Source organism: Pseudomonas sp. P9_2 (assembly GCF_034008255.1).
Classification (GTDB): domain Bacteria; phylum Pseudomonadota; class Gammaproteobacteria; order Pseudomonadales; family Pseudomonadaceae; genus Aquipseudomonas; species Aquipseudomonas synxantha_A.
Genome location: NZ_CP125376.1, coordinates 1708541 through 1723395, shown reverse-complemented (window position 1 = coordinate 1723395; position 14855 = coordinate 1708541). Strand labels below are relative to the sequence as shown.

Below are 14855 nucleotides of genomic sequence, written 5' to 3'. Positions count from 1 at the left end.
AAGGAAAATTTCCATGTACACACCTCGCGCCTTCGCCCTCGATGATTTGCCCCAAATCCAGCAACTGATCCAGCACACGCGCCTTGCGCAGTTGGTGACCGTGGGTGAAAACGGCCTGCAGGCCAGCCACCTGCCGTTGCTGCTCAATCCCGACGAAGGACCCAACGGTACGCTTTATGGGCATCTGGCCAAAGCCAATCCGCAGTGGCGCGACCTGCAAAACGGCAGTGAAGCACTGGTCATCTTTGCTGGCGCCGAGGCGTATGTCAGCCCGGCGTTTTACCCCTCCAAGGCTGAGCACGGCAAAGTGGTGCCCACCTGGAATTACCTCGCCGTGCACGCTTACGGCAAGGCCGAGGTGTTCAGCGACGGCGAGCGATTACTCAAGGTCGTCGGCGCCCTCACTGATCACCACGAACGCGGCCGCGCCCAACCTTGGGCCGTCGGCGACGCGCCGGACGACTACATCGACGCGATGCTCAAGGCCATCGTTGGCTTTGCCCTGCCTATCGACCGCCTGGTCGGCAAACGCAAGCTCAGCCAGAACCGCAGCGCAGCCGATATGGCCGGCGTACGTGAAGCCCTGGCCGGCAGCGCTGATCTGCGCGACCAGAATCTCGCCCGTTTCATTCCCCAAGGAGTTGCAGAATGACCCCGATCGACATCCGCCAAGTCACCGCCGCGGACCACGCCGCCTGGCTACCGTTGTGGCTGGCCTACTTGAAGTTCTACAACACCGAACTACCGGACGCCATCAGCCAAAGCACCTGGCAACGCCTGATAGACGCTCGCGAGCCGACCCACTCGGCGCTCGCCTGGCAGGACGGCAAGGCGGTGGGCATGGTTAACTTCATCTATCATCGCTCCAACTGGAGCATCGAGAACTCGTGCTACCTGCAGGATCTTTTAGTGGATCCATCCCAACGCGGCACCGGCGTGGGTCGTAAGCTGATCGAGTTCGTCTACGCCACCGCCAAGGCCGATGGCTGCTGCAAAGTGCACTGGTTGACCCACGAGACCAACGCCACCGCGATCCAACTCTACGAACGCATCGCCGAACGCCCTGGTTTCATCCAATTTCGCCAAGGTCTTTAAGGAGCCCAGCATGTCCACTTCCCTCGCCGACTGGAAAGGCGTCCCGTCACCCACGGTTCAACTGCTTGAAGGGCGCTTTATCCGCCTGGAAAAACTCGACCCGGCGCGCCACGGCGATCAACTGTGGCAAGCCCTACAAGGGCCCGGTGCTGACCCGAAGCTATGGGACTATTTGCCCTACGGCCCGTTTCCCGAGCGCGGCGCCTTTGATACCTGGCTGAACAACCATGCGGCCCATAGCGACCCGTATTTTTTCAGCGTGATCGACCGCGCGAGCGGTCAGGTCCAGGGCATCCTCAGCCTGATGTCCATCGTCCCAGCCCAAGGCCGCGTTGAAATCGGCCACGTCACCTTCGGCGCGCCGATGCAGCGCTCGCCAAAAAGTACCGAAGCGGTTTACCTGCTGGCCAAGTACGCGTTCGAACAGGGCTACCGCCGCCTGGAGTGGAAGTGCAACAACAGCAATGCGCGCTCCAGGTATGCGGCCGAGCGATTGGGGTTCAGTTTTGAGGGGGTGTTCCGCCAGCATATGGTGGTCAAGGGGCAGAACCGGGATACGGCGTGGTATTCGATCCTGGATTCGGAATGGCCCAAAGTGGGCGCGGGATTTGAGGCCTGGTTGTCTGAGGCGAACCAGAGTGGTTCGGGCCAGCTGAAAACGCTGGCCGACTGCCGGATCTAGATCTCACTCGCACCGCCCCTCCCACACTTTAATCTGCGGTGGATCAGTTGGTCAGGCGCTGCGCCAGCACCGCAATATGCTCCGGCCCGATGCCACAGCACCCACCCAAATGGTTGGCGCCACGCGCCTGCCAATCAGCAGCCCAATGCAGGTAACCCGGTGGGTCGAGGTCGTCGCGCAACGGGTCCAGGCCATCGTTGGCCGTGGCTTCCTTGGGTTGCGGCGGGAAGGCGTTGGCGTAGGCACCGATCTGAATCGCTACGCCCAATCGCTCGAAGGTCTCCCGCGCGGCATCGATCGCCGCGCCGATCACTTCCGGCTGGCTGCAGTTGAACAACAACACCTGCACACCCAACTGCGCCGCCGCCTCGGCCGCTTCCGCTACCGGTTCGCCGGAGCGCAGGCGCGGTACGTCGTCGGTGTCTTCGTCTTTCAAGGTGAACGACAGCCAGAACGGTTTACCGTCCTGCGGCAGCCCGGCATGAATCGCTCGCGCTTCAACGATTGAGCTCTGGGTTTCCGCCAGCCACAGGTCGACGTGAGGTGCCAGGCCCTGCACCAGCGGTGTCAGCAACTCGCTGACCCGCTCCGGCAGGAACAAGTCGGGCCGGTAGGAGCCAAACAGCGGCGGCAAGGAGCCAGCGACACGCACCGCCTTGCCGGACGCCTGCACCGCCCGTCGCGCCAACTCACCGGCCAATGCGGCCAGCGCCTGGCCTTCGGCGGCGAAGCGCGCCTCACCAATATGAAAGGGCACCACCGCGTAGCTGTTGCTGGTAATCACGTCGGCACCGCTGTCGATATAGGCCGCGTGTACCGCCTCCACCGCTTGCGGCGCTTCGCTCAAGGCCAATGCCGACCACTCCGGCTGGCGGAACGGCGCGCCACGGCGTTGCAGTTCACGGCCCATGCCACCATCGAGAATTACTGTGCGTGCTGCGCCCATATGCTTTTTACTCATATGCTTATGAAAATAACTCACTATGAGAGTCGTTCTTATAACTATTTAATGCGTACCGTTCGGTTAATAACAACCTCTTTTTTATTCAGGTGTTCGATTTTGAAATTCAGACCGCTGTTGGCCCTGGGCCTGACGATGTTGGCTGCTTCCACCCAAGCCTTTGGCGGTGCCACGCTGGATCGTATCGAGCAGAAGAAGGAACTGGTCGGCGTGCTGATGGAAAGCTACCCGCCGTTTTCATTTCTCAACGAGCAGAACCAGCTCGACGGTTTCGATGTGGATGTGGCCAAGGCCGTGGCGCAAAAGCTTGGCGTGAAGCTGCGCCTGGAAACCCCTTCATGGGACGTCATTGCCGCTGGCCGCTGGAGCGGGCGCTATGACATTTGCATCTGCTCCATGACCCCGAGTAAGGCACGCGCCGAGGTGTTCGACTTCCCGGTTGAGTATTACGCCTCGCCCGCGGTGATCGTGGTCAACGCCAAGGATGATCGCATCCACGAAGCCAAGGACCTGAGCGGCAAGAAAGTCGGGCTCACCAGCGCCTCCAGCTACGAGAGTTACCTGAACAAGAGCCTGGTCATCGAAGGCGCCGAAGACACGCAGCTGCAGTACCCGTTCGAAGACGTGCAGATCGCCCCGTACGATACCGACAACGTGGCCTTCCAGGACCTCGGCCTGGGCGCCGGCGTGCGCCTGGACGCAATCCTCACCAACCTGGTTACCGCGCAGCCGCGCTTGACCCAGGACAAGCGCTTCAAGCTGGCCGGCGCACCGCTGTATTCGGAGCCCAACTCGGTGGCCATCGAGAAAGGCGACGCGCAGTGGGACAGCAAAGTGCGTGAGGTCTTCGCCCAGCTCAAACAGGACGGCACCTTGAGCAAGCTGTCGCAAAAATGGATCGGCGCCGACATCAGCCAATGAGTTTTCGCATACGGCTTTACCTGACCTGGGCGGCGCTGTTCGCCCTGTTTGCCAGTTTCTTCCTGAGCTTTGACCTGAAGTTCTCGATCATTCTCGACAAGCTGCCCAACCTGGTCGGCCTGCACCTGGCGCCCAACGGTTTTCTGCAAGGTGCGGCGCTGACGCTGTTCCTGTGCCTGTGCGCCATGCTTGCGTCATCGGTGCTGGGCTTTATCACTGCGCTGGGGCGCCTGTCGAAAAGCGCGGTGGCGTTTGGCATTGCCAGTTTCTACGCCTCGTTCTTTCGTGGCACGCCGCTGCTGATCCAGATCCTGCTGATTTACCTGGGCCTGCCGCAACTGGGCCTGGTGCCGGGCGCCATCGTCGCCGGGATCATCGCGTTGTCGCTGAACTATGGTGCCTACCTGAGCGAGATTTTCCGCGCCGGCATCCTCGGCGTGCCCCATGGTCAACGCGAGGCCGCGCTGGCCCTGGGTATGCGTGACCGGGAAATTTTCTGGCACGTCACCCTGCCCCAGGCCATGCGCACCATCATCCCCCCGGCCACCAACCAGTTCATCTCGATGCTCAAGGACTCGTCGCTGGTCTCGGTGATGGGAGTATGGGAAGTGATGTTCCTGGCACAGTCCTATGGCCGCTCCAGCTACCGCTACATCGAGATGCTCACCACGGCGGCAATCATTTACTGGGTGCTTTCACTCGGACTGGAGCTGATCCAGGCGCGCATGGAGCGGCATTTCGGCAAGGGGTATGTGCGGCGCGGCTGAAGCTCAAGATCTGTTGCGTCGCAACTTGACCACGCCCATCTGCATACCGAAAGGTCGCAAGACCGCGTTAAGCGATTTCACGGTCTGATTGCCCTCGCCGTGTTCGATGTGAACGAGGGTGCGCACAGAGATTTTGCACATTCTGGCAAACTGACTCTGGTGCAAACCCGTAACTTCGGTGCGCAGGCGACGTACAGCCTCGGCGAGTTCCAATGTCCCATCGGCGAGGGAGGTCTGAATGCTTTCGATCAGCAGGGTTCGCTCTTCAACGCTGCGGCTCATGTCAGCCCCCATTCTTTAAGACGTCGCGGCAAATTCTTCAAGGCGATCGCAGGGTGATTCATGGTGACTGCCGGCAAGCCACTGGTGCTCAGAATATCCGGCAACGCCGATAGCTGTTGCGCTATCACCCTGAGATCTTCGAATAGCTTCTGGCTGTCGACAAGGTCACCCAGACTGTCACAAACCCCTCGCCAATCCACCTCCCCTGCTCGCTCCAGCTCTTTAGGCCACTTGGTACTGCGCGTAACCCCTTCGTCGTCCATTACCATGGGTGCCATGTCGTATATAGGTGCGAGGCGCAGGGTGTTCGCTTCGCGGATAATCGATGTATTACGGCCGTGATTGTCCGAGTTACCGAGGATTTTATTCAACAGGTCGCGCTTAAGGTATTCAGCGACTAGGGCTGGCACCTCGTGCGACTGACCCGCCTCTCGCCACAAGCCAATCAACAACTCAAGTACTTCACGATGTGCCATGGCACTGCCGGGAACGGTGACACCCGCCAATGAGTAAATTGATTCCACCGCGTAACGCTGAACGCCTTGGGCAGTGACCTGTCGATCAAAGCGGTGCATCCACACACTCGGCTTGCTCGCTTCTTCCAGAGCCAGCCCTGAGGCAGCTACGGTATCCATGCCCAAGGTCTGCAGAGCTTTGTAATAGTGGTATTCACTACGCAGGATATCCTGATCCGTCTGCGTGCCTTTATTGCGCGCAAACTTCACTAACCAATGTTGTTTAACCTGTTGATCATCCAGCACGGCATCCGGGTACAGCAAACCTTGTTGGTTTTCTGTCAGCAGCAGTTTGGGCGCCTCACCGCCCGCACCTGTCGCACCACCGATGGCCGCTCCTTGCTCATAGGCGTATTCAAGAAAGCGGCTGTCGCGCTGGACCACGTCATGGCGCTCAAATCCCATGGGGGGTCGCATGTCCAAGGCTTCAATCGACTCCTTGATGCGCATGTGACCGATGGGAGCGGGCGTGCTGCGCATCAGCAGAAATAGATCTGCGCTTATGTCATCCGTTTTTTCCCGACCCACACGCGCCATAAGAAAACGCTTAGCCGCCCCCGCAGGGGCGAGGTCATGCACAAAAGCGGGAGCACATGAGGCTCTGTTACCTCCCCATTCCAGAGGAAATCTGGCGCTAACAGCCTTGTCGAAGAGGCGGCTCATGTCCTCAAGATGTTCCACCAAGTAGTGCTGGTCATAGCCAAAACTGCATCGGCTTTCAAAACCTTGCTGCGGTGTATCAAAAGTCAGAAACATAGCATCCCGCCAATGGCCTTCGACGTAGGTTTGTAAGGTCAGACGGAGCATGGTTCGCACCTGCAAGTTAATGCGTTTATCTACGCATATCAGACGTTAAATATGCAATATAGTGCATACTTTAGCGCAAACCCAGCTTTTAATCTGCATTAAAATGCGTAGAACCAATAGGCGCGGTAGCGAAACAAGCACCACAGTTTGGCCACTGGCAGATAAGTTTTTAATCGCACCTGACTAAAGACAACTCCCGCAAACCAGCGGTCAATGGCCTGACAGTTATCGCCCCACGCTCCCGCTACATTCCCGACCTCATTCATCAGAGGTCGGGAATTCATGCCCTTTACATCCCAAAGAATCGCAGCGTTCATCAGCCTTGTTATTGCCGTCAGTGTGCAACCTGCACAAGCGCGGGGTGACATCGAATACACATCATTTTCTTACCAACCCTATGATTCGCTCGACACTGAGTGGGCCTTCGAACCTGAAGTCGGTACGCCGCCAATCCCTGGGCCCTACCCCGGCTACTTCATTGGCCAAGCCTCCACCTACAATGGCGTGCAAGTGGCCAAGGTGCTGGAGCCGGCGCTGCTTGAACTGCTCAAGTCCGGCGAATTGACCTCGGAGGAGCTCAAGGAGCTGCAAAAGGTAAATGACGCACTCGCCGCACAGCCCGGCGGGATCGGCGCAGCCCTGGAGCAATTGGCCGGTAGCCAGAACGCGAACCTGCTCAGCGCCACATACGCCGTCACCAGCCACATCAGCAGCCAATTGCTCTCGTCCCTGCGCAACCTGCCCGACGACGACAACGGTCGTTTCTGGGTACAAGGGTTGAGTAACGGCGGCCACCTCGACCCACGAAGCGGCAGCGCCGGACTGAAGCACGATAGCAAGGGTCTGATGCTGGGCGCCGACTGGGCAGTGGATAACGCCTGGCGTGTGGGTGTTATGGGGGCAAAATCCGCCAGTGACCTGAAGGCGCACCGCTTCTCCACCGAACTGGACAGCTTGCACCTGGGCGCATACGCGGTGCGTCAGGACGGCCCGCTGGCCCTTCGCCTGGGGGCGATTTACAGCAGCCATGCCGGGACCAATCGGCGCGACGTCAACCTGCTCGATTACAAGGACTCGCTCAAGTCTCGTTACGATGCCCAAAGCCAAACGCTGTTCTCTGAGCTGGGCTATCAATTGGGCAGCCAGGACCTCCACATCGAGCCTTTCGCTGGCCTCGGCTACCAGCGTCATCACCGCGACGGTTTCAAGGAAAGTGGCGGCCTGACCGCGCTGAACGTCGGCGCGCAGACCCAGCAGAACCTTAACAGCACCGTTGGCCTGCGCCTGGCGACGGTTTACAGGCTCGATGATCAGGTCAGCCTCACGCCTCACCTCAGCGCCGGCTGGAAACACCTCTACGGCGCGGTTGACAGCCAGGTGCACCAAACCTATCGCAATGCACCCGTTGCGCTTGATGGCTTCACCATTACCGGCACGTCCCTGGACCGCAATAGCCTCGACGTAAACCTGGGCCTTGATCTTGCGTTATCCAAGCAACACACCCTGGGCCTGGCTTACAGCGGCCAAGCTGGCACCCATAGCCGCAACCAGGGTTTGAAGGGGCAATGGACGATGAGCTTTTAACCGAGCATCGTCAGACGACATCCCGACAGCGAGCCTTCTTACAATCATCTGCTCTGCCAGCCGACATCTGTCGGCTGTTACCTGCGTTAGTTTTCGACCTCAAGCACACTTGAGGTCGAAACCCAATGTTACGAGTACCCCACCAGTTTGCGGCCTATATCCCCCTGCCTGGCTGTCCGGCAACAGCCCCTGTTTATGCTGAAAAAAGTAACGCTATCGAACTCGCCACCGGTGGTCATTTTACCAACTACGGGCACATATCCACCGGGCCTTCCACGCGCTTCAAGGAGTCGTATAGCGGCATAAGCGCGAACAGCGCAGAAAGCATAATCGTCAACCACGGAGCGGTAGCGGGTGGCAGCAACGGCATCAAAGCCACCGACGATGTGACGCTGATCAATCACGGCGTAATCATCGGCCATAAAGGGGCCGGTCTGAAATCCAAGGGCAATGCAGACGTCGTCAACTACCGCATCATCAGGGGCGCGGATGCCCAGCGATCCAAAGAGAATGATGGCGACGGTGATGGCCTGGACATCGACAAACGTGCACGCGTGCACAACTACGGGCTCATTGAAGGCACCGGGGCCAATGGCGCGGACAAGAACGGAGCCCCCAACACCAGCGAAGGCATCGCCATGGGCGGCGGCGAAATCTATAACCGTGGAGTTATTCGCGGCGCACATCATGGGGTGCTGGTAGACAATGGGGACTTGGGGCCGGCCTATGGGAGCACCTCGTTGATCAACGAGGGCATCATCACCGGTCGCAACGGCTACGGCGTCAGGCTGATCGGAGAACACAATGACCAAGTCACCAACGATGGGCTGATAAGCGGCACCGAAGGCATCGCCCTGGATATGGGGGGTGGCGATGATGTGTTGACTGTGCGCGGTAACGCTCAATTCAACGGCAAAGTAGACGGTGGCAGTGGCACCAATCACGTCGTGCTGGACGATGTCCAAGGTGGCACTTTCAACGGCGCCCGCCGTATCCAGCACCTGTGGATAGGCAGCGGTTCCTGGACCCTCGACGGTGCGCTGGACGCCAATCAGCAAGGCCGAGTCTCTCGCGGGGCAACGCTGATCAACCAGAGTCACATCGGTGGCTCAATGACGATTGATGCAGGCGCAACTTACACCGCAGGCACGGTAACCAATCTTGACGTTGCCGGCACGCTGCTGCTGGACCCTGCGCTGAAAAGCCAGACGCGAATCAAGCACGACCTTGACCTGGCAAACGGGTCGACCCTGGCCTTCATCCTCGGCATGGGAGAAGCGCACAGCACCTTGAAAGTCGGCAACAGCGCCCGCCTCAAGGGCACAACACTGAATATCCAGGTCGAACACGAAAACGACGAACTGCTTACCCGCCAGTTACGTGTTATCGACGCTGCTCAGATTGAGGGACGCTTCAACAGGATCACCAGCAACCTTAAAACCTTGACGCCGAGGCTGATCTACACACCCAGCGGGGTCTTTGTCAGTTTCAGGCGCAAACCCTCTACAGAGGCCTGAACTCCAGGCAAAAAAAAGGAGGGCACCTGCCCCCCCGAGGATTAAGCGGTAGTGTCGAAGGCTGTTATCAGCCTTCGATCTCAATCAGGATCTCACCCGGGTTGACCCGGTCGCCCTTGGCCACATGAACAGCGGTCACCTTGCCGGCAATCGCGGCCTGCACTTCGGTTTCCATCTTCATGGCTTCGGTAATCAATACAGCCTGGCCGGCCTTGACCACGTCGCCTTCCTTGACCAGCACATCAACGATATTGCCCGGCATCGCCGTGCTGACATGGCCGGGTTCGGTGGCGTGCTTGCGCTTGCTGCCGCCACTGCTGACGAACTCGTTGAGCGGCTCGAACACCACCTCTTCTGGCATACCGTCGATGGACAGGTAGAAGTGGCGCTTGCCTTCAGCTTTCACGCCGACACCGGTGATGTCCACACGGTAGCTTTCACCGTGCACGTCGATGACGAATTCAGTCGGCACGCCTTCGCCACCGGCACGTGCCACACCGCCTGCCTCCGGAATCGGCAGCAGGACTTCAGGGGCCAGAGTGCCTGCGTCGCGTTCTTCAAGGAATTTGCGCCCGATATCCGGGAACATGGCGTAGGTCAGCACGTCTTCTTCGGACTTGGCCAACGTGCCGATTTCACCGCGCAGCTTGGTCATTTCCGGCTTGAGCAAATCAGCCGGACGAACGTCGATGACCTCTTCGCTGCCGATGGCCTGACGGCGCAGCTTTTCGTTCACAGTGCCCGGGGCCTTGCCGTAGCCGCCTTGCAGGTAGAGCTTCACTTCGTTGGTGATGGTCTTGTAGCGCTCACCGGCCAGCACGTTGAAGAACGCCTGGGTGCCGACGATCTGCGAGGTTGGAGTGACCAGCGGCGGGAAGCCGAGGTCTTCACGTACACGTGGGATTTCGGCCAGCACTTCACTCATGCGATTGAGGGCGCCCTGCTCTTTCAACTGGTTGGCCAGGTTGGAAATCATCCCGCCCGGTACCTGGTTGACCTGCACACGGGTGTCGACTGCCGTGAACTCGCTTTCAAACTGGTGGTACTTTTTACGTACCGCGTAGAAGTACAGGCCAATTTCCTGCAGCAGCTCCAGGTCCAGGCCGGTGTCGAACTCGCTGCCTTTAAGGGCGGCGACCATCGACTCGGTGCCCGGGTGGCTGGTGCCCCACGCGAAGCTGGAGATGGCGGTGTCGATATGGTCGGCGCCGTTTTCGATAGCCTTGAGTTGGCACATCGCAGCCAGGCCCGCGGTGTCGTGGGAGTGGATAAAGATCGGCAGGTTCTGCTCGGCCTTGAGCGCCTTGACCAGTTCGCCAGTGGCATAAGGAGTCAGCAGGCCGGCCATGTCCTTGATCGCGATAGAGTCGCAACCCATGGATTCCAATTGTTTGGCCTGGGCCACGAATGCATCGACGGTGTGCACCGGGCTGGTGGTGTAGGCGATGGTGCCCTGGGCATGTTTGCCGGCAGCCTTGACCGCTTCGATGGCCACACGCAGGTTACGCACGTCGTTCATGGCGTCAAAGATGCGGAACACATCGATACCGTTGACGGCAGCCTTGGCCACGAAGGCCTTGACCACATCGTCGCTGTAATGGCGGTAGCCCAGCAGGTTCTGGCCACGCAGCAGCATTTGCAGGCGCGTGTTGGGCAACGCAGCGCGCAGTTTGCGCAGGCGCTCCCACGGGTCTTCTTTCAAAAAGCGCACGCAGGCGTCGAACGTTGCGCCACCCCAGACTTCCAGGGACCAGTAGCCGACTTTGTCGAGCTTGTCGCAGATCGGCAGCATGTCGTCGGTGCGCATACGAGTGGCCAGCAACGATTGATGGGCGTCGCGCAGGATAGTGTCGGTTACGAAAATCTTCTTGCTCATTCTTATATTCCTCACAGGCCTGCGTGGGCGGCGATGGCGGCGGCGATGGCCAGGGCCAGCTCTTCGGGTTTGCGCTTGATCGAGTAGTTGGTCAGCTCAGGGTGGCTTTCCACGAAACTGGTGTTGAACTGGCCGCTGCGGAATTCCGGGTTGCGCAGGATTTCCTGGTAGTAGGCGGCGGTGGTCTTCACGCCTTGCAGGCGCATATCGTCCAGGGCACGCAGGCCGCGGTCCATGGCTTCTTCCCAGGTCAACGCCCACACCACCAGTTTCAAGCACATGGAGTCGTAGAACGGTGGGATGGTGTAGCCGGTGTAGATCGCTGTATCGGTACGCACACCGGGGCCGCCGGGGGCGTAGTAACGGGTGATCTTGCCGAAGCTGGGCAGGAAGTTGTTTTTCGGGTCTTCGGCGTTGATGCGAAACTGCAACGCGAAACCACGGTGCTGAATGTCTTCCTGCTTCACCGACAGCGGCAGGCCCGAGGCAATGCGGATCTGTTCGCGGACGATGTCGATGCCGGTGATTTCTTCGGTGATGGTGTGTTCCACCTGCACCCGGGTGTTCATCTCCATGAAGTACACCTCGCCCTCGGCGAGCAGGAACTCCACGGTACCGGCGTTCTCGTAGCCCACGGCCTTGGCCGCACGCACCGACAGGTCGCCGATGTAGGCGCGCTGTTCAGGCGTCAATTGCGGGCTGGGGGCAATTTCGATCAGCTTCTGGTTGCGACGCTGGATCGAGCAATCGCGTTCGAACAGGTGCACCACGTTGCCAAAGCTGTCACCGAGGATCTGCGCTTCGATGTGCTTGGGATTGACGATGCATTTTTCCAGAAACACTTCCGCCGAGCCGAACGCCTTGGTGGCCTCGGAAATGACGCGGGGGAAGGCTTGTTCAAGTTCTTCGCGACTGTTGCAACGACGGATACCGCGCCCGCCACCACCGGAAGTGGCCTTGAGCATCACCGGGTAACCAATGCGGTCGCCTTCGGTCAGCGCTTCGTGGATATCCGCGACGTTGCCCTCGGTGCCGGGAGTGACCGGCACACCGGCCTTGATCATGCTGCGGCGCGCTTCGGTCTTGTCGCCCATGCGGCGAATCACTTCGGCCGAAGGGCCAATGAACTTGATGCCGCGCTCGGCACAGATATCCGCCAGTTCGGCATTTTCCGACAAGAAGCCGTAGCCGGGATGCAGCGCGTCGCAACCGGTTTCCACCGCCAGGTTCACCAGCTTGCGCGGGTTGAGGTAGCCGGCCAGGGGCTCGGCACCGATGCTGTGGGCTTCGTCGGCACGTTTGACGTGCAACGCGTGGCGGTCGGCGTCCGAGTAAACCGCGACCGAGCGAATGCCCATCTCGGCGCAGGCACGCACGATTCGTACGGCAATTTCACCACGGTTGGCGATCAGGATCTTTTTTATCACTTGGAAATTCCCTTGAGCCGATTGCTGCGTTTTTCGACCCGCTTGAGGTGGGTCGGCGCGTGACCAAATGTTTCATGACAGTCGCGAGACACACACTAAGCCCGCCAATGGATTAACAAAAATCAATAATTATTGGGTCATGCATAAGCAAAGACTTATAGTTGCCGGTATGGCCGGGGCTGAGAGGGGATAAATAATGCGTAAGTCATTGATGAGGCTGACATTAAGGCAACTTCAGATCTTTCATGAGGTGTGCGATTTGCGCTCTTACAGCCGTGCCGCCGAGGAAATGTCCCTCACGCAACCGGCCGTCAGCCTGCAAATCCGCCAGCTGGAAGAACTGATCGGCCAACCGTTGTTCGACTACGTCGGCAAGAAGCTCTACATGACCGAGGCCGCCGAAGCCCTGCAACGGGCCAGTCGCGATATTTTCGGACGCCTGGAAAACCTCGATATGCAGCTATCGGACATGCAGGGCTCACTGCAGGGCCAACTGAAGCTGGCGGTGGAATCGAGCGCCAAGTACTTCGTGCCGCACCTGTTTGCAGCTTTCAAGCGCCAGCACCCGGAAGTGCAACTGCACCTGACCGTGGTCAATCGTGCCCAGGTAATCCGCAGGCTTTCGGATAACCGCGATGATCTGGTGATCATGTCCATGGTGCCCCAGGACATGGGCCTGGAATTCCTGCCGTTTCTCAATAATCCGATTGTCGCGGTGGCGCTGCCGGATCATCCGTTGAGCCTGCAAGGGCCGCTGCGCCTGCAAGACCTGGAGCCTTACACGCTGCTTGTCCGCGAACCAGGTTCCGGCACGCGGCTGGCGTGCGAAGAGTACTTCAAGGAAAAACGCGTGCACTTCACACAGACCGTGGAAGTGGCCTCGGCCGAGGCGCAACGAGAGTGCGTGGTCGCAGGTTTGGGTGTGGCGCTGCTGACGCGCCACGCCTTGAACCTGGAACTGGCCACCGGCGGGCTCAAAGAGCTGCCGGTGGAAGAACTGCCGCTGTACCGCAGTTGGTGCCTGGTGCAGGCCAAGGCCAAACGCCTGTCACCGGTGGCCCATGCGTTCCTGGGCTTTATCCGCAGCGAACGGGTGCAGATCAGCGCGCTGGCTGAGCGTTTCGCTGGGCAGCCACGGGTGCCTGCCAATGGAGTTCCGGGTAGTCACTGATGCTCTGGAGCAACTGGCGCTCTTCGCAACGGTCTTCGATGGCGCGACGGAACGCCATGCGGCGCTGGTCTTCCTGCTGACGACGGGTCTTGACGGTGCTGTTGCTGTCTTCGTAGTGCCGAGTCATGTGGAGTCTCCCAATGCGAGTACGGGGGAGTACAGGATGGGCGCGACGGATGACGGGGGGATGACAGCCTCATGAAGATTCTGGATGCATGGAGAATCTAATGTGGGAGCAAGCCCCCTCCCACATTGAGCTCTGTGTGCAGGTATTTAGTCGTCGAGGGCTTTGACGGACTTGGGTGACAGACGCAGGCTACGCAAGCTGCGTTTAACGCTCTTGAGGTGGTTGACCAGGCTCGGGCCGCGAGCCATGGCCACGCCCATCGCCAACACGTCGATCACCACCAGGTGGGCAATACGCGAGGTCAGCGGTGTGTAGATTTCGGTGTCTTCATGCACGTCGATCGCCAGGTTAACCGTGGACAGCTCCGCCAATGGCGTCTGGCTCGGGCACAGGGTGATCAGCGAAGCGCCGCTTTCACGCACCAGGTTGGCGGTGATCAGCAGGTCTTTGGAGCGACCGGACTGGGAAATACAGATGGCCACGTCAGTGGGCTTCAACGTCACTGCCGACATCGCCTGCATGTGCGGGTCGCTGTAGGCCGCGGCCGTCAGCAGCAGACGGAAGAATTTGTGCTGGGCATCAGCAGCCACCGCGCCGGAAGCGCCAAAGCCATAGAACTCGACGCGCTGGGCCTGGGACATCGCGGTCACAGCCTTTTGCAGCTCCACCGGGTCGAGCTTCTCGCGCACTTCCATCAGGGTGTGCAGGGTGGTGTCGAAGATTTTCAGGCTGTAGTCGGCGACGGAGTCGTCTTCATGGATGGCAAACTGGCCAAAGCTCGCGCCGGCCGCCAGGCTTTGCGCCAGCTTGAGTTTCAAATCCTGAAACCCGGAGCAACCAATGGCGCGGCAGAAGCGCACGATGGTCGGCTCGCTGATACCCACGCTGTGAGCCAGATCGGCCATGGAACTGTGCATCACGGCCGCAGGGTCAAGCAGCACATGATCGGCAACCTTGAGTTCCGATTTGCGTAACAGGTGGCGCGACTGGGCGATATGTTGCAACAGGTTCAAAGGGCAGGACTCTTGTTATTGGCAGGTGCCAGGGATGTAGCAAGCTTGTAGTTATACTACAAGAATTGTCGTTTTGCCCGTTCGATGCATCACTAAATCGCCCTGCTCCC

General features: G+C 59.4%; 15 protein-coding genes. 8 read left to right on the top strand and 7 right to left on the bottom strand.

Annotated elements, in window-relative coordinates; all coding sequences use genetic code 11:
- The first annotated feature begins 13 nt into the window (after positions 1-13).
- From QMK52_RS07525 to QMK52_RS07515, 3 genes are read left to right on the top strand one after another with little or no spacing between them, the layout of a single operon-like run.
- Positions 14-652 (top strand): FMN-binding negative transcriptional regulator, encoded by a 639-nt coding sequence (locus QMK52_RS07525; protein WP_005792552.1) that lies wholly within the window; start codon positions 14-16, stop codon positions 650-652.
- Positions 649-1095, top strand: a complete 447-nt coding sequence (locus tag QMK52_RS07520) for a GNAT family N-acetyltransferase (protein WP_005792553.1) — start codon at positions 649-651, stop codon at positions 1093-1095. Before QMK52_RS07525 ends, QMK52_RS07520 begins: the two co-directional genes overlap by 4 nt.
- A 10-nt stretch (positions 1096-1105) precedes the next feature.
- On the top strand, positions 1106-1777 hold the full coding sequence (locus QMK52_RS07515) for a GNAT family protein (protein WP_320403974.1): 672 nt from the start codon (positions 1106-1108) through the stop codon (positions 1775-1777).
- Positions 1778-1820: 43 nt separating this feature from the next.
- Here the strand turns inward: QMK52_RS07515 and QMK52_RS07510 are convergent, their stop codons facing one another.
- Positions 1821-2723 (bottom strand): homocysteine S-methyltransferase family protein, encoded by a 903-nt coding sequence (locus tag QMK52_RS07510; RefSeq protein ID WP_005792555.1) that lies wholly within the window; start codon positions 2721-2723, stop codon positions 1821-1823.
- 114 nt (positions 2724-2837) lie between these two features.
- On the opposite strand from QMK52_RS07510, the gene QMK52_RS07505 reads away from it, so the two are divergent.
- Both QMK52_RS07505 and QMK52_RS07500 read left to right on the top strand, forming a co-directional pair.
- Positions 2838-3659, top strand: coding sequence for an ABC transporter substrate-binding protein (locus QMK52_RS07505; protein WP_005792556.1), 822 nt, complete (start codon positions 2838-2840; stop codon positions 3657-3659).
- A complete protein-coding gene (locus QMK52_RS07500) occupies positions 3656-4426 on the top strand; it encodes an amino acid ABC transporter permease (protein ID WP_005792557.1) in 771 nt (256 codons plus the stop codon). The genes QMK52_RS07505 and QMK52_RS07500 overlap by 4 nt, the downstream gene beginning before the upstream one ends.
- Positions 4427-4429: 3 nt before the next feature.
- On the opposite strand, the gene QMK52_RS07495 is transcribed toward QMK52_RS07500, so the two are convergent.
- Positions 4430-4708 (bottom strand): helix-turn-helix domain-containing protein, encoded by a 279-nt coding sequence (locus QMK52_RS07495; protein ID WP_005792558.1) that lies wholly within the window; start codon positions 4706-4708, stop codon positions 4430-4432.
- Positions 4705-6030, bottom strand: a complete 1326-nt coding sequence (locus tag QMK52_RS07490; protein ID WP_320403973.1) for a type II toxin-antitoxin system HipA family toxin — start codon at positions 6028-6030, stop codon at positions 4705-4707. The genes QMK52_RS07495 and QMK52_RS07490 overlap by 4 nt, the downstream gene beginning before the upstream one ends.
- Positions 6031-6312: 282 nt before the next feature.
- Between QMK52_RS07490 and QMK52_RS07485 the strand changes: the two genes are divergently transcribed.
- Positions 6313-7614, top strand: a complete 1302-nt coding sequence (locus QMK52_RS07485; RefSeq protein ID WP_005792560.1) for an autotransporter domain-containing protein — start codon at positions 6313-6315, stop codon at positions 7612-7614.
- A gap of 125 nt (positions 7615-7739) precedes the next feature.
- The gene (locus QMK52_RS07480) at positions 7740-9131 is read left to right on the top strand and encodes a hypothetical protein (RefSeq protein WP_320403972.1); all 1392 of its coding nucleotides are present in this window, start codon (positions 7740-7742) and stop codon (positions 9129-9131) included.
- 67 nt (positions 9132-9198) lie between these two features.
- Here QMK52_RS07480 and oadA read toward each other — a convergent pair whose 3' ends face one another.
- Together oadA and QMK52_RS07470 are read right to left on the bottom strand one after the other, a co-directional pair.
- Positions 9199-11007: a sodium-extruding oxaloacetate decarboxylase subunit alpha gene (oadA, locus tag QMK52_RS07475; protein ID WP_005792562.1), complete on the bottom strand. Its 1809-nt coding sequence runs from the start codon at positions 11005-11007 to the stop codon at positions 9199-9201.
- A gap of 11 nt (positions 11008-11018) precedes the next feature.
- Positions 11019-12434, bottom strand: a complete 1416-nt coding sequence (locus tag QMK52_RS07470; protein ID WP_003195732.1) for an acetyl-CoA carboxylase biotin carboxylase subunit — start codon at positions 12432-12434, stop codon at positions 11019-11021.
- Between the two features lie 196 nt (positions 12435-12630).
- On the opposite strand from QMK52_RS07470, the gene QMK52_RS07465 reads away from it, so the two are divergent.
- Entirely contained in the window at positions 12631-13605 is a 975-nt protein-coding gene (locus tag QMK52_RS07465; RefSeq protein WP_005792563.1) for a LysR family transcriptional regulator, read from the top strand.
- Here the strand turns inward: QMK52_RS07465 and QMK52_RS07460 are convergent.
- The gene (locus QMK52_RS07460; RefSeq protein WP_087945270.1) at positions 13535-13732 is read right to left on the bottom strand and encodes a PA3496 family putative envelope integrity protein; all 198 of its coding nucleotides are present in this window, start codon (positions 13730-13732) and stop codon (positions 13535-13537) included. The two genes, QMK52_RS07465 and QMK52_RS07460, sit on opposite strands and share 71 nt — an antisense overlap.
- Before the next feature lie 146 nt (positions 13733-13878).
- A complete protein-coding gene (gene hexR / locus QMK52_RS07455; protein WP_003177007.1) occupies positions 13879-14745 on the bottom strand; it encodes a transcriptional regulator HexR in 867 nt (288 codons plus the stop codon).
- Positions 14746-14855: the final 110 nt, after the last annotated feature.

Excerpts from the sequence above, each read along its gene's own strand:
- QMK52_RS07525 (WP_005792552.1), top strand. The coding sequence starts at position 14 with ATGTACACACCTCGCGCCTTCGCCCTCGATGATTTGCCCCAAATCCAG.
- QMK52_RS07520 (WP_005792553.1), top strand. The coding sequence starts at position 649 with ATGACCCCGATCGACATCCGCCAAGTCACCGCCGCGGACCACGCCGCC.
- QMK52_RS07515 (WP_320403974.1), top strand. The coding sequence starts at position 1,106 with ATGTCCACTTCCCTCGCCGACTGGAAAGGCGTCCCGTCACCCACGGTT.
- QMK52_RS07510 (WP_005792555.1), bottom strand. The coding sequence starts at position 2,723 with ATGGGCGCAGCACGCACAGTAATTCTCGATGGTGGCATGGGCCGTGAA.
- QMK52_RS07500 (WP_005792557.1), top strand. The coding sequence starts at position 3,656 with ATGAGTTTTCGCATACGGCTTTACCTGACCTGGGCGGCGCTGTTCGCC.
- QMK52_RS07495 (WP_005792558.1), bottom strand. The coding sequence starts at position 4,708 with ATGAGCCGCAGCGTTGAAGAGCGAACCCTGCTGATCGAAAGCATTCAG.
- QMK52_RS07490 (WP_320403973.1), bottom strand. The coding sequence starts at position 6,030 with ATGCTCCGTCTGACCTTACAAACCTACGTCGAAGGCCATTGGCGGGAT.
- QMK52_RS07485 (WP_005792560.1), top strand. The coding sequence starts at position 6,313 with ATGCCCTTTACATCCCAAAGAATCGCAGCGTTCATCAGCCTTGTTATT.
- QMK52_RS07480 (WP_320403972.1), top strand. The coding sequence starts at position 7,740 with ATGTTACGAGTACCCCACCAGTTTGCGGCCTATATCCCCCTGCCTGGC.
- oadA (WP_005792562.1), bottom strand. The coding sequence starts at position 11,007 with ATGAGCAAGAAGATTTTCGTAACCGACACTATCCTGCGCGACGCCCAT.
- QMK52_RS07465 (WP_005792563.1), top strand. The coding sequence starts at position 12,631 with ATGCGTAAGTCATTGATGAGGCTGACATTAAGGCAACTTCAGATCTTT.
- QMK52_RS07460 (WP_087945270.1), bottom strand. The coding sequence starts at position 13,732 with ATGACTCGGCACTACGAAGACAGCAACAGCACCGTCAAGACCCGTCGT.